The organism is Novosphingobium sp. PhB165 (assembly GCF_004341845.1).
In the GTDB taxonomy this organism is placed as follows: Bacteria; Pseudomonadota; Alphaproteobacteria; order Sphingomonadales; family Sphingomonadaceae; genus Novosphingobium.
Window position 1 is genome coordinate 472151 of sequence record NZ_SLVB01000004.1, and the last position, 12810, is coordinate 484960.

Below are 12810 nucleotides of genomic sequence, written 5' to 3' on the forward strand. Positions count from 1 at the left end.
GGCCGGTGATACCCCTCAAGGCTTCGGACGACGCGAAGGGATAACGGTTACATGGCGCGGATGGCGACGGTTTCGATGGCGTTCCTGGGGCTGGTTCTGGTAGGGGCGACGACTGGTTGCGGCTCGAAGACTGACGATTCGAAGGAGCAGGCCTCCCGGCAACCGACCCCCGGCGCGAAGTCCATGGACGATGTGAAGCAGGAAGCGGCACAGCTCCAGCGGCCGACACCGGGCCAGTACAAGCAGACGGTCCAGGTCACCCGCATGGACGTGCCCGGCCTGCCCAGCGAGGCGGCCGAGCAGATGAAGGCGATGATGGCCAAGACCAAAGTCAGCACGTTCTGCCTGACCGCCGCCGAAGCCGAAAAGGGCTACCGCGACATGTTCGAGGGGATCGGCAAGGGCAAGGAGTGCACCTATTCGCGCTTCGAGGTTGATGGCGGCAAGCTCGATGCCCAAATGGACTGCAAGTCCGGCGATCAAGGGCGAGCCGTCATGAAGCTGGCCGGAACCGTCACTGCGGAAGGTTCGGACGTGACGGTCGTCATGGACATGTCCGGCGGTCCGGGGCCAAACGGGCAAATGAATATGGCGATGCACACCACCACCCAGCGCATCGGTGACTGTAAATAGCGGTGGCTGTGAGTAACGAAGGAAAGAAGTGAACGGTTCGGCCCCGCGACAGATCGGCATGATGCGCAGCGCTATCGCGCGCCGCGCCGCCTTGGCGCGTGAGCCGCATCCCGAAGGCGTCCGCAGGCCATCGCTGCGGCTGTTCCTTGCCGAACTCGCCTCGCTGCGCCGGGGCGGGTGGAAGGCGCCCACCGTGGAAAAGGCGCTGCATCCGCAGCCGGTGATGCTGCTGCCGGGCTTCGGCGCCCATCCCAACCGGATGAAGCCGATGGCGGAGGCACTCGCCGAGGCGGGGCACGAGGTCTACGACTGGGGACTGGGGCTCAACCTTGGGCCCAATCCGCAGAACTTCACATTCCTGATGCGCCGCGTGGGCGCTCTGGCCCGGCAGCATCGCCGGCCGGTCGCGCTGGTGGGCTGGAGTCTGGGCGGCCTGTTCTCGCGAGAGATCGCGCGGCGGGAGCCCGATTGCGTGTCGAAAGTCATCACCATGGGCACGCCCTTCTCGGGCGACCCGCGCGCCAACAATGCCTGGCGCGCCTATCAGGTGGTGACCGGCCATTCGGTCAATGCGCCGCCGATTGACTGCGATTTCACGGTCAAACCCACGGTGCCGACGATCGCGCTGTGGAGCCCGCGCGATGGCGTGATCCACCCGCGCTCGGCCTGCGGCTGGCCGGGAGAACGCGACCGGGCGGTGGCGATCCGCTGCTCGCACCTTGGCTTTTCCAGCGATCCGCGCGTGATCGCGGAAGTGCTGCGCCAACTCGACGTCGAGGAATAAGCGGGCTGTCTCAGGCCATGACGTCGTCGCGGGGCCGGGACACGGGTGGCCGCGATGCCAGCGAGCACCCTGCACTGGCGGAGATCATCATCGCGACGGCCAGCCACTGAAGGCCCGTCAGCCGTTCATCCAGCACCAGATAGCCGATGATCGCACCCAATGCGGGGGCCATGCTGCTCAGCAGGCCGACGATCCGGCTGGGAAGCTGCCCCATCGCCCGCATTTCCAGCACATAAGGCAGTGCGCTCGACAGCACGGCGACCACCGCGCCCAGTGCCAGCGCATGCAGCGGCAGGCTCGCCGGCGCAGAGGCGAGGCCGAAGGGCACGGTGACGAAACAGGCGACTATCATGCCGATCGAGACCGCCGTCGAACCGCCGACCTCGGATGCCCGCCGCCCGCAGAGGATGTAGAGCGCCCAGCAGGTCGCTGCGCCCAGTGCGAAGAGGATGCCGATGGGGTCGAGCGCTTGGGCGCTTCCCTCCCACGGGATCAGCAGCGCCATGCCGCTGAGCGCCAGGGCTAGCCACAGGAAGTCCTTCACCGAGCGCGAGGTCGCCAGAACCAGGCTGAGCGGTCCGCAGATCTCGATGGCGACGGCAATGCCGATGGGAATGCGCCGGATCGCCCAGTAGATCATCAGGTTCATGCCGCCGAGCACCAGCCCGTAGAGCAGCAACCACCGCAACTGCCGCCCGGTCATCCGCGCGCGCCACGGCCGGGCGATGGCCAGCAGGATTACTGCCGAGATCGTCGTGCGCAGGGCCGCCACGCCCTCTGGCCCGGCGAGTGGGAACAGACTCTTCGCAAAGGCTGCGCCGAGATTGATCGATGTCTGCGCGACGATGATGGAGAGGCCGGCGAAAAGGGCAGTGCGGTCGGTTGTAGGGCGCGGCGTCATCATGGCGCGATGCCTGCGGGGGGCAAAAAGGGCAAGTGTGGGATGTCAGTCGCTTCCGGTCGCATAGGGACGGCGCGCGACGGGCAGTGAGCAGACGCTACCCCACTCACATCGTCATCCTGAACTTGTTTCAGGATCCATTTCGCCACCTACACCGCAGCCTGATTGGCGCGATGGATCCTGAAACAAGTTCAGGATGACGGAGGTACGGTGTTGGCAAGCGAATTTCGCTCACTCATCTCTCGATCATCTGCCGGAGGAAAAGGCGCGCCGTCACCTCTCCTGGATGCCCGGGCGGACGCTCAAAGTGTGCGAGATAGCGGAAGAATTACTCCCGGGTGAGCGGAGCCAGCGGCATCACTGCCGCTTCCGCATGACCCACCCAAACCGCCTCTTCGATTTCCGATTGCGTTTCGGGGGTATGCCGGGTGCGGATATGGAAAACCTCAGTCTCGACGATATGGCCTGCTTCATTGGCTGCCGGTGCCGAAAAGCAGCCGAGGTGGCGAATTTCCCCGTCGATTACCGACAGGCCAATCTCCTCGCGCAACTCGCGCCGAAGAGCGGATAGCGCGTTCTCGCCATCCTCTATTTTGCCTCCCGCTTGCATGAACCACGCTGTGCCGGTCTTGCGAACCAGCAGAAGCCTTCCGTCCTCATCGTCGATCAAAGCCGCGGCAATGCGAATGGTGTGATGTGCGCCTTGCTCCATTCAACTGCCGTAGCAGGCAGGAAAAGCGGTTCAACCGGCCTAATTCGTCGGGGGCCGGCGGCGATAGCTGAGCGCTTCGGCCACATGGACCCGCCCTACCTCCGCCGCTCCGGCAAGGTCCGCGATCGTGCGCGCCACCCGCAGGATGCGGGTATAACCGCGGGCGGAGAGGTGCATGGCCTCGGCCGCCTGCATCAGCAGCTTGCGACCTGCCTCGTCGGGCGTGGCGTGCGCTTCGAGCAAGTCGCCGTCGAGTTCGGCATTGGTGCGCCTGCCGGTGCCTTCGAGCCGTGCGCCCTGCACCTGCCGTGCGCGGGCGACGCGGACGGCGACTTCGGCGTTGCCTTCCTTCGGAGGCGGCAGGGCGAGGTCCACGGCGCGCACGGGATCGACTTCGACATGGAGATCGATACGGTCGAGCAGCGGGCCGGAGACCTTGCTCTGGTAGTCGGCAGCGCATTTCGGCGCGCGCGAGCAGGCCAGCGCCGTATCGGCAAGATGCCCGCAGCGGCAGGGGTTCATCGCCGCGACAAGCTGGACGCGGGCGGGATACGTGACGTGGGCATTGGCACGCGCGACCGAGATTTCTCCAGCTTCCAGCGGCTGGCGCAGCGAATCGAGCACGGCGCGCTGGAATTCGGGCAATTCGTCGAGGAACAGCACGCCAAGATGCGCCATCGAGACTTCGCCCGGCCGCGCGCGCTGCCCGCCGCCGGTAAGCGCCGCCATCGAGGCGGAGTGGTGCGGCGAGCGGAACGGGCGTGCGCGGCTGATCCGCCCCTCCTCCAGCGTTCCCGCGACAGAGGCGATCATCGAGACTTCCAGTGCCTCGGCAGCGGTAAGCTCGGGCAGGATGCCGGGCAGGCACGAGGCGAGCAGCGACTTTCCGGCGCCCGGCGGCCCGCTCATCAGCAGATTGTGCGATCCGGCGGCGGCGATTTCCAGCGCGCGGCGGGCCACTTCCTGCCCCTTCACTTGCTTGAGGTCCGGCCCGGGCACGGGCGGCGCGGCCTGACCGGGCGCGGGCCGGGGGAGGACTTGCGTGCCCTTGAGATGGTTGAGCAGGCTAATGAGGTTGGGCGTGGCGACCACGGGCACGCCGTCTTTCCCTTGGCTCACCCAGCTGGCCTCGGTCCCTTGCGCGGCGGGGCAGATCAGGCCCTGGCCGCGCTCGCTGGCGTGAAGCGCGGCGAGCAGCACGCCGGGGGAGGGGATTACCCGCCCGTCCAGCGCCAGTTCGCCCACGGCCACGAAATCCGCGAGTTGCTCGGCATCGACCACGCCCATCGCGGCCAGCAGGGAAAGCGCGATCGGCAGGTCGTAGTGCGAGCCTTCCTTGGGCAGGTCGGCGGGCGAGAGATTGATGGTGATGCGCTTGGGCGGCAGCGCAAGGCCCATGGCGGTCAGCGCCGCGCTGACGCGCTGCCTGCTTTCGCCCACTGCCTTGTCCGGCAGGCCGACCAGCGCGAATCCGGGCATTCCCGGTGCCACCTGGCATTGAACTTCGACCGAACGCGCCTCCAACCCCAGGTAGGCGACGGTCGAAACGAGTGCGACCACGAAGGACCCTTAGTTTTGGGAGTACCGGCTCTCAGGATTAATGACGGGCGAATTGAGTACTTGTCGGGAGTGACATCGCTGACAGGCGCTGTCGATATGCAAAGCGCTACTCAGGCCAATCCTTACATCGTTTTAACCGCAAGTCTCACGGCTTGGGTAATGACTTGCGCCGCAGTCTCATCGCATGCGTATTTTCGCCGCTGCCTTGTCTGTTCCGCTGCTGGCCCTGCTGCCGCTGGCTCCCGCATCTGCGTTTTCGCAGGAGGCGGGGCAGGCGATCGCCTATGAGACGGTGATCTTCGAAGAACCCGGCTATGTGCAGGAGCCGGTGGGCGGCATCGCGGTCGAATCCGTCCCTGCCGGTGGTGAGCGACTGGTCGATAGCGGCTGGCAGCAGGCGTCGCCTGCGCCGATTCCCAAGGGCATTGCCGCTTACGGTCCGTTCCGGGTGGTCGATGCGCACCATGCCGCGCTTGTGGGCGTGACCGATTCGCGTAGCCCCGAACGGTTCGCGGCGATGCTGCGGGACTGGCCGGTGATTGCCGAGCTTGAGATGATCGAGTGCCCGGGCACCGAGGACGATCTGGCCAATTTGCGGCTCGGGCGGATGATTCGCGCCCGGGGAATCGCCACACATGTCCCGGATGGCGGCTCCGTGCGCTCCGGCGCGGTCGAGCTGTTTCTGGCCGGGGCGCATCGCTACGCCGATCCCGGCGCGGAATTCGCGGTCCATTCGTGGATCGACGATTCGGGGCATGAGGCCGGCGACTATGCGGCGGATTCGCCCGAAAACCGGCGCTATCTGGACTATTATCGCCAGATGGGCATGGATGCCGGAGAAGCCCGGGCATTCTATGCCATGACCAATTCGGTGCCCTTCGAATCGGCGTTGTGGTTCGGATCCGCCGAAATGGGGCGGTGGGTGCCGCTCGATCGCGAGGTTACGGGACCGGGCGCATGAATCGCCTTGTTCGTTCGCGAATCCTTGACTCGCCGCCAGCGCTCCAGTAACGGCGCCGTCTGTTCTGTGGTCATCCTGTGTGGACGGCCCTTTTTATTCGAATTTTCGAGGACCGTCATGAAGCGCACTTTCCAGCCCAGCCGCCTTGTCCGCGCCCGCCGTCACGGCTTCCGCGCCCGCACGGCGACTGTCGGTGGCCGCAAGGTGCTTCGTGCGCGCCGCGCTCGCGGCCGCAAGAAGCTGTCGGCCTAAGACCACTTCCGGCCTCACGGCTGGATGCGGCACCGGCCCGTGCCGCCATCCGATTCGTCGCATGCCCCGTGCGGAGCGAGGAATCGGGTGGCGGCACGGGCCGCCGCTGTTTGTGCCCGGCCTGATCGCCGTCGGTGCATTTGCAGTCCGTCGCTCCGCTCCCTATCTGCCGGGCTGACATGACTGCTGCCTACGCCATAATGACCCGCCGGGCGGACTTCGTTGCCGCCAATGCGGGGCTGCGCGTGGCGCGGCCGGGATTCGTGCTGCTGGCCAGGCCCAACGACGGGCAGGGACAGCGCGCCGGGATCACGGTTACCAAGAAGATCGGCAATGCCGTCGTGCGCAACCGCATGAAGCGGCGCTTCCGGGCGCTGCTGCGCGAGCTGCTGCCCGAGCATGGCCTTGCCGACACCGACCATGTCCTGATCGGCCGCGAGAACGGCGTGGAGCGCGATTTCGCGCTCCTGCGCGACGAACTGGTGGCGGCATTGGGGCGTGCGCAGGCGGGCAAGGGCGATCCGCCCAGAAATGCACGCGGCAAGAACCGGGGCGGCAAGCGTTCCGGCAAGCCGGACAAATCTGGCCCGAATAAAGCGCCGCAATCGGATAAATCGGCCACGTGAACAAGGCGTTCGCCTTGCTCGCCCGGGTTCCCGGATTGTTGCTGATCGGCATCGCCCGGGCCTGGCAGATCGGCCCTTCGCGGGTCCTGCCGCCGTCCTGCCGCTACTCGCCGTCCTGCTCGCAGTATGCGATCGTGGCGGTCCGCAAGCACGGTGCGATTAAGGGTGGCTGGCTGGCGTTCAAGCGTCTATTGCGCTGCCAGCCTTGGGGTGGGCACGGCTACGACCCGGTGCCGGACTGAGATGAATAGAGGCAGCGCCTGCCGCTGCCACTGACGGGATTACGACAGGAAAGCCTTGGTGGAAAAGCAGCGCAACATTATTCTGGCGGTCGTCCTGACCGCGCTCGTGCTCTTCGGCTGGGAAGCCGGCGTCCGTTACTTCTATCCGAACGCCAACAAGCCCCCGGTCCAGACCGAGCAGCAGGCGGCACCGCCCGCGCCCGCCAGCGGCATCAAGCCGACCCGTGAGGGCGGCCTGCTTGACCCGACCGACGTCGCGCTGGAACGGCAGGACCTGAAGTCCGCGCTGACCACGGGCGGCCGCGTGCCGATCCAGGCGCCGGGCGTTTCGGGCTCGATCAACCTCAACGGCGCGCTGCTCGATGACCTCGTGCTCAATCGCCACCGTGAGACAGTGCAGAAGGATTCGGGCCCGGTCCGCATGTTCTCGCCCTCGGGCACGCCGGCGCAGCACTATGCGCAGTTCGGCTGGCTGGGGCAGGGCGTTCCCGCGCCGAGCGCCTCCACTGTCTGGACCGCGCCCGCCGGTGCCAAGCTGACGCCGACCACGCCGGTCACGCTCACCTGGGACAACGGCCAGGGCCAGGTCTTCGCGCTGACCTTCAAGGTCGACGACAATTACATGATCACCGCCGACCAGCAGGTGATGAACAAGGGTGCCTCGGCCGTTACCGTGCAGCCCTTCGCCTTCGTCAACCGCACCAACCGCACCGCCGCCCAGTACGCCTGGACGCTGCGCACCGGCGGTATCGGCGCGTTCGACGGCTCGGTCGAGTTCGGCCCCAAGTACGACGACCTGCTGAAGGCAGGCCCGCAGAGCCCGACCGGCAATGTCGACTGGATCGGCTTCACCGACGTCTACTGGATGTCGGCCGTGATCCCCGTCGGCGCCAAGGCGACCGGTTCGTTCCGTTCGCTCGGCAACCAGATCTTCCGCGCCGATGCCGTGTTCGAGCAGAGCGTGATCCAGCCCGGCCAGACCCTGACGCGCGAAACCAAGCTGTTCGCCGGCGCCAAGGAGCACGCCGTGCTCAACGCCTATGAACAGCAGGGCGTCACCAACTTCGGCCTCGCGATCGACTGGGGCTGGTTCCGCTGGTTCGAAAAGCCGATCTTCTGGCTTCTGGTGAAGCTCTTCGCGATCACCGGCAACTTCGGCGTCGCCATCATCCTGCTGACCGCCATCGTGCGCGGCATCATGTTCCCGGTTGCCCAGCGCGGCTTCGCCTCGATGGCCGCGATGCGTGCGATCCAGCCGAAGATGAAGGCGCTGCAAGAGCGCTACAAGGACGACAAGGAAAAGCAGCAGCTTGAGATCATGAAGCTGTACAAGGAGGAGAAGGTAAACCCGCTTGCCGGCTGCCTCCCCATGTTCCTGCAGGTTCCGGTGTTCTTCGCGCTCTACAAGGTGCTCAACCTTGCGATCGAGATGCGTCACCAGCCCTTCGTGCTGTGGATCAAGGACCTTTCGGCGCCCGATCCGCTGCACATCGTCAACCTGTTCGGCCTGCTGCCCTTCACGCCCCCGGCCTTCCTTGGCATCGGCATTCTGGCACTGCTGCTGGGCGTCACCATGTACCTGCAGTTCAAGCTGAACCCGCAGCAGATGGACCCCGCGCAGCAGCAGGTCTTCGCCCTGATGCCCTGGTTCATGATGTTCATCATGGCGCCGTTCGCTTCGGGCCTGCTGGTTTACTGGATCACCTCCAACCTGCTCGCGATCGGTCAGCAGAAGCTGCTCTACGTGATGCATCCGCAGCTCAAGGCGCAGCAGGAGAAGGAAGCCCAGGACAAGGCGCGTGCTCTCGAGCGCGAGAAGAAGGCCTGATTTGATGACGGGTGAAACCGAAAACGAAGACATCGTCGAGCAGGCGCGCAAGCTCTTTTCAGGACCGGTGACGTTCCTGAAGAGCGCGCCCGCGCTCAAGTTCCTGCCGGACCCGGACGTGCCCGAGATCGCGTTCTGCGGCCGCTCGAACGTCGGCAAGTCCTCGCTGCTGAATGCGCTGACCGGCCGCAAGGCGATCGCGCGGACTTCGGTGACGCCGGGCCGTACGCAGGAACTGAACTTCTTCGACGTGGGCGAGCCGCTCCAGTTCCGGCTGGTCGACATGCCGGGCTATGGCTTCGCCAAGGCCCCGCCCTCGGTGGTTGAAACCTGGCGCCGCCTGATCCGCGACTATCTGCGCGGCCGCGTGGAGCTGAAGCGCACGCTGTTGCTGGTCGATTCGCGCCACGGCGTGAAGGCGGTCGATGCCGACATGATGAAGATGCTGGACGAGGCTGCTGTCGGTTACCGCATCGTCCTCACCAAGGCGGACAAGATCAAGGCGACCGAGCTGGATAAGGTCTATGCCGAGACCGTGGCCGAAGCGCGCAAGCACCCGGCCGCCTATCCCGAAGTGCATATCACCTCGTCCGAAAAGGGCCTCGGCATTGCCGAGCTGCGCGGCGCGGTTTTGTCCGATTCGCTGATCTGAATGGGCCGGGCCTTGCGCCCGGCCGTTTTCATTCGGTTTCTCTTCCAGACGCATCCTCCCGTCGTCCCCGCGAAGGCGGGGACCCCGCTTGTTCTTGGCGAGCGGGGCGAAAAGGAAGCGGGGCCCCCGCCTTCGCGGGGGCGACGAGGTGTTTTGGGTGATGGCGCGGTTTCACGTGAGCTTCGCGGGTATCAAGGTGCCTTAGGGACGAGGCGCTCGGAGTGAGGGGCGTGGGGCAGGCGTAAAGCATCAGGCCTCCACCCCACCTTTCCGTTTCCCCTCAGCGGCCTGCGCCGTAACCAATCGCGCTGCACCGTCACCATACTATCGCATTCACCTGTCACCATCGGCGTTTGCGGACCGCTCCCGCCCGGCGTGATCCCGGCGCACACCGGATCCATCCCGGAAATCCATCTATGTGACGATTGCGTGACCGGCTCGCTTCCCCTAGGGGGCACGCGGTCGCGTCAAGAGAAGAAAGGAGACTCGCCATGCGCCAGATCGCCGTTCTTCCCTATCGTACCGTCGGCCCCGCCGTCGACGCACCGATCCAGATTCTGCTGATTACCTCGCGCAGTTCGCGCCGTTGGGTCATTCCCAAGGGTGGGCTGATGAAGGGCTACTTGCCCCACGCCGCCGCCGCCGCAGAGGCGGAGGAAGAGGCCGGCGTGCTCGGCGCGGCCTGTCCGATCCCGCTGGGATCCTATCGCTATCGCAAGCAGCGCGCCTCGGGCGCCTCGGTCTGGGCCGACGTGGACGTGTTCCCGTTCGCCGTCACCGAGGAACTCGATACCTGGGACGAACAACATCAGCGCGAACGCCGCTGGTTCTCTCTGGCAGAGGCGGCTAAGGCGGTCGACGAAGAGGACCTTCGCGCGCTGATCCGTTCATTTGGCGCGCGTGAGTTCCGCGCCGCCGCCAGTCCCGCACGCCTCCTGAGCGTGATGGCCGACAGGATGGCCGACAAGACAGGGGTCAATACGATGTTTGCCTGGTTCCAGAAGCTGCTTCCGCAGCAGGGCAATTTCTTCGATCTGTTCGAACAGCAGGCCGCAACGCTGGTGGCCGGGGCCGATGCCCTTGCGCGTCTGGCGCAGGGCGGCCCGGGCCGCGCGCAGCACATTCGCGAGATCAGCGAGCGCGAACACGATGCGGACAATATCACCCGCGAAGTGCTCCAGACGGTGCGCCGCACCTTCCTGACGCCGTTCGATCGTTCGTCGATCACCAGCCTGATCACGACGATGGACGATGCCATCGACGAGATGCAGCAAGTGGCCAGCGCGGTGAATCTCTATGAGGTCACCGAGTTCGAGCCCGAGATGATCGACATGGCCGCGATCATCGTCGATGCCGCGCGCCTCACCGCCGAAATCATGCCGCTGCTGCGCAAGATCGCCGACAACGGCCACCGCCTGCACGAACTGACAGAGCGCCTCGTGCGCATGGAAGGCCATGCGGACGAGATCCATGCCGCCGGTCTCAAGCGCGTGTTCAAGGCGGATTCGGGCAAGGATGCGCTGCACTTCATCGTCCGCCAGGAGATGTTCAAGCGGCTGGAGCGCGTGGTCGACCGATTCGAGGACGTGGCGAACGAGATCGATGGTCTCGTGATCGATCACGCCTAAGCTGCCCTTTCGATGGAACACACGCTTGCCCTGCCGCTGCTGATCGGCCTCGTCGCGCTCGCGCTGGCGTTCGACTTCCTGAACGGGTTGCACGACGCTGCCAACGCCATCGCCACGGTCGTCGCCACGCGCCTGCTCTCGCCGGTGGTGGCGGTGCTGTTCGCCGCTTTCGGCAACTTCGCCGCCTACTGGATCATGGGCCTCCATGTCGCCGAGACGGTGGGCAAGGGCATCATCAACAAGGACGCGGTGACGCCATCCGTGGTGTTCGGCGCCTTGGTGGGCGCGATGTTCTGGAACGTGCTGACCTGGATCAAGGGCATCCCTTCGTCGTCCAGCCATGCGCTGATCGGCGGACTGCTGGGCGCGGGCGTCGTCGCGGCGGGCCCGGGTGTGGTCGAGGCAGACGGCACGGTGAAGACGCTGATCGCCATCATCGCCTCGCCGCTGCTGGGCTTCGTGATCGCGATGCTGATGATGCTGCTGACTTCGTGGCTGTTCCGGGGAACGACGCCGCGCCAGTCCAACGGCATCTTCAAGACGCTCCACCTGTTCTCGTCCGCCGCCTACTCGATCAGCCACGGCGGCAACGACGCGCAGAAGACGATGGGCATCATCGCCGTACTGCTCTACTCGACCGGGCACCTTGAGGGCGGCTTCCACGTCCCCGAATGGGTGGTGATCGGCTGCTACACGGCGATCTCGCTCGGCACGCTTTCGGGCGGGTGGAAGATCATCAAGACGATGGGCTCCAAGCTCACCAAGCTCAATCACCACTCGGGTTTCTGCGCTTCGACCGCGGGCGCCATCGTGGTGTTCGGCGCGAGCGCCATGGGCATTCCGGTTTCGACCACTCATGCGATCACCGGCGCCGTCGTCGGCACCGGCGCGGCCCGCCGCGCCAGCGCGGTTCGCTGGTCGGTCGCCAGCCGCGTGATCGTGGCGTGGTTTGTGACGATCCCGGCCAGCGCGGTTGTCGGTGCGCTGTTCTACGAGATCACGCGGTTGTTCTGAGGCCCTCAAAAAGGGTTTCGCGCGGAGGCGCGGAGAATTGAAAGCGGCGTAGCTGCCTTCGATGCGCCCGTTCTTTGCGATCTGATCCAAGGCCAGATTGGCAGCGCCAGTTCCTCCGCGTCTCCGCGCCTCCGCGCGAACCATTTGAGGCATTTCGGGGGAGCGCACTCGGCGGCAGTTACATTCTGCGACGCCGTTCATTCTCGACTTGTCGCGCCTGAACCGATAGTCCCCGGGCTTGGACTTATGGGGAATCCGCGTAAGTGAAGCTGATTATCGGCAATAAGAACTACTCCAGCTGGTCGCTGCGCGGCTGGCTGGCCTGCAAGCAGTCGGGGCTCCATTTCGAGGAGATCACCGTCCCGCTCTATGGCGACGAATGGGACGCCCAGCGCAGTTCCAACGACCTCGCACCCAGCCACGGCAAAGTACCGATCCTGTGGGACGGCGACGCCGTGGTGTGGGACAGTCTGGCGATCGTCGAATACCTTGCCGACAAAGTCGGGCGCGACCGCTTCTGGCCCAAGGGCGACGATGCCCGCGCCATGGCGCGCTCGATGGTGGCGGAGATGCATTCCAGCTTCTTCGCACTGCGCCGCGCTTGTCCGATGAATATCCGCATGCGCGTCGAAGGCATGGTGCCGGATGACGACGTGCGCGCCGACGTGGTGCGCATCCTCACGCTCTGGGCCGAGGCGCGCGCACGGTTCGGGCGGGGCGGGCCGTTCCTGTTCGGCACCTTCAGCGCTGCCGACGTGTTCTACGCGCCCATCGTCAGCCGGTTCCTGACCTATGGCATCGGCGTGCCCGGCTTCGCGGTGGCCTATATGGAGGCCGTCTGGGAGCACGAGTGGATGCAGCAGTGGATCAACGCCGCCCAGACCGAGGAATGGGTGATCGAGCAATTCGAAGCGCCGATAAGGTAACCTCGGCCGCCATTGACCGGTAGCAACTCCGGTTCCCAAAACACACTCGTCGCCCCCGCGCAGGCGGGGGGCCCCGCTTTTCTTGAGCCGT

14 protein-coding genes are annotated in these 12810 nt (G+C 65.7%); 11 read left to right on the top strand and 3 right to left on the bottom strand.

The window, feature by feature from the left end:
* Window positions 1-51 precede the first annotated feature (51 nt).
* Complete coding sequence (locus EDF56_RS13775) at window positions 52-633, top strand: DUF3617 domain-containing protein (RefSeq protein ID WP_132388290.1); 582 nt, start codon at window positions 52-54, stop codon at window positions 631-633.
* A gap of 28 nt (window positions 634-661) precedes the next feature.
* Window positions 662-1417: an alpha/beta fold hydrolase gene (locus EDF56_RS13780; protein ID WP_243652586.1), complete on the top strand. Its 756-nt coding sequence runs from the start codon at window positions 662-664 to the stop codon at window positions 1415-1417.
* A gap of 10 nt (window positions 1418-1427) precedes the next feature.
* On the opposite strand, the gene EDF56_RS13785 is transcribed toward EDF56_RS13780, so the two are convergent.
* From EDF56_RS13785 to EDF56_RS13795, 3 genes are all read right to left on the bottom strand, one after another.
* Complete coding sequence (locus EDF56_RS13785; protein ID WP_132388613.1) at window positions 1428-2318, bottom strand: EamA family transporter; 891 nt, start codon at window positions 2316-2318, stop codon at window positions 1428-1430.
* A gap of 328 nt (window positions 2319-2646) precedes the next feature.
* On the bottom strand, window positions 2647-3030 hold the full coding sequence (locus EDF56_RS13790; RefSeq protein WP_132388292.1) for an NUDIX domain-containing protein: 384 nt from the start codon (window positions 3028-3030) through the stop codon (window positions 2647-2649).
* A 39-nt stretch (window positions 3031-3069) separates the two neighbouring features.
* On the bottom strand, window positions 3070-4590 hold the full coding sequence (locus tag EDF56_RS13795; RefSeq protein WP_132388294.1) for a YifB family Mg chelatase-like AAA ATPase: 1521 nt from the start codon (window positions 4588-4590) through the stop codon (window positions 3070-3072).
* 184 nt (window positions 4591-4774) lie between these two features.
* On the opposite strand from EDF56_RS13795, the gene EDF56_RS13800 reads away from it, so the two are divergent.
* The 9 genes from EDF56_RS13800 to EDF56_RS13840 all read left to right on the top strand — a co-directional run bounded on the left by EDF56_RS13800 (window position 4775) and on the right by EDF56_RS13840 (window position 12719).
* Window positions 4775-5551 (top strand): alpha/beta hydrolase, encoded by a 777-nt coding sequence (locus EDF56_RS13800; protein WP_132388296.1) that lies wholly within the window; start codon window positions 4775-4777, stop codon window positions 5549-5551.
* Window positions 5552-5668: 117 nt separating this feature from the next.
* The gene (gene rpmH, locus EDF56_RS13805) at window positions 5669-5803 is read left to right on the top strand and encodes a 50S ribosomal protein L34 (RefSeq protein WP_039388288.1); all 135 of its coding nucleotides are present in this window, start codon (window positions 5669-5671) and stop codon (window positions 5801-5803) included.
* Window positions 5804-5982: 179 nt separating this feature from the next.
* Window positions 5983-6429 (top strand): ribonuclease P protein component, encoded by a 447-nt coding sequence (gene rnpA, locus EDF56_RS13810; RefSeq protein ID WP_132388298.1) that lies wholly within the window; start codon window positions 5983-5985, stop codon window positions 6427-6429.
* 14 nt (window positions 6430-6443) lie between these two features.
* Window positions 6444-6671 (top strand): membrane protein insertion efficiency factor YidD, encoded by a 228-nt coding sequence (gene yidD / locus EDF56_RS13815; protein WP_132388615.1) that lies wholly within the window; start codon window positions 6444-6446, stop codon window positions 6669-6671.
* 58 nt (window positions 6672-6729) lie between these two features.
* Window positions 6730-8499: a membrane protein insertase YidC gene (yidC, locus tag EDF56_RS13820; protein WP_132388300.1), complete on the top strand. Its 1770-nt coding sequence runs from the start codon at window positions 6730-6732 to the stop codon at window positions 8497-8499.
* A 4-nt stretch (window positions 8500-8503) separates the two neighbouring features.
* Window positions 8504-9151 carry a ribosome biogenesis GTP-binding protein YihA/YsxC gene (yihA, locus tag EDF56_RS13825; RefSeq protein WP_132388302.1) on the top strand — a complete coding sequence of 216 codons (648 nt, stop codon included), beginning with the start codon at window positions 8504-8506 and terminating at the stop codon, window positions 9149-9151.
* Window positions 9152-9642: 491 nt separating this feature from the next.
* Window positions 9643-10779, top strand: coding sequence for a DUF47 family protein (locus tag EDF56_RS13830; RefSeq protein ID WP_132388304.1), 1137 nt, complete (start codon window positions 9643-9645; stop codon window positions 10777-10779).
* Between the two features lie 12 nt (window positions 10780-10791).
* On the top strand, window positions 10792-11793 hold the full coding sequence (locus EDF56_RS13835; RefSeq protein ID WP_132388306.1) for an inorganic phosphate transporter: 1002 nt from the start codon (window positions 10792-10794) through the stop codon (window positions 11791-11793).
* Between the two features lie 263 nt (window positions 11794-12056).
* Entirely contained in the window at window positions 12057-12719 is a 663-nt protein-coding gene (locus tag EDF56_RS13840) for a glutathione S-transferase family protein (protein ID WP_132388308.1), read from the top strand.
* The last annotated feature ends 91 nt before the right edge of the window (window positions 12720-12810 follow it).

Coding starts and splice junctions, on each gene's coding strand:
- EDF56_RS13835 (WP_132388306.1), top strand. CDS start 10,792: ATGGAACACACGCTTGCCCTGCCGCTGCTGATCGGCCTCGTCGCGCTC.
- rpmH (WP_039388288.1), top strand. CDS start 5,669: ATGAAGCGCACTTTCCAGCCCAGCCGCCTTGTCCGCGCCCGCCGTCAC.
- yihA (WP_132388302.1), top strand. CDS start 8,504: ATGACGGGTGAAACCGAAAACGAAGACATCGTCGAGCAGGCGCGCAAG.
- EDF56_RS13830 (WP_132388304.1), top strand. CDS start 9,643: ATGCGCCAGATCGCCGTTCTTCCCTATCGTACCGTCGGCCCCGCCGTC.
- EDF56_RS13790 (WP_132388292.1), bottom strand. CDS start 3,030: ATGGAGCAAGGCGCACATCACACCATTCGCATTGCCGCGGCTTTGATC.
- rnpA (WP_132388298.1), top strand. CDS start 5,983: ATGACTGCTGCCTACGCCATAATGACCCGCCGGGCGGACTTCGTTGCC.
- EDF56_RS13800 (WP_132388296.1), top strand. CDS start 4,775: ATGCGTATTTTCGCCGCTGCCTTGTCTGTTCCGCTGCTGGCCCTGCTG.
- EDF56_RS13785 (WP_132388613.1), bottom strand. CDS start 2,318: ATGACGCCGCGCCCTACAACCGACCGCACTGCCCTTTTCGCCGGCCTC.
- EDF56_RS13775 (WP_132388290.1), top strand. CDS start 52: ATGGCGCGGATGGCGACGGTTTCGATGGCGTTCCTGGGGCTGGTTCTG.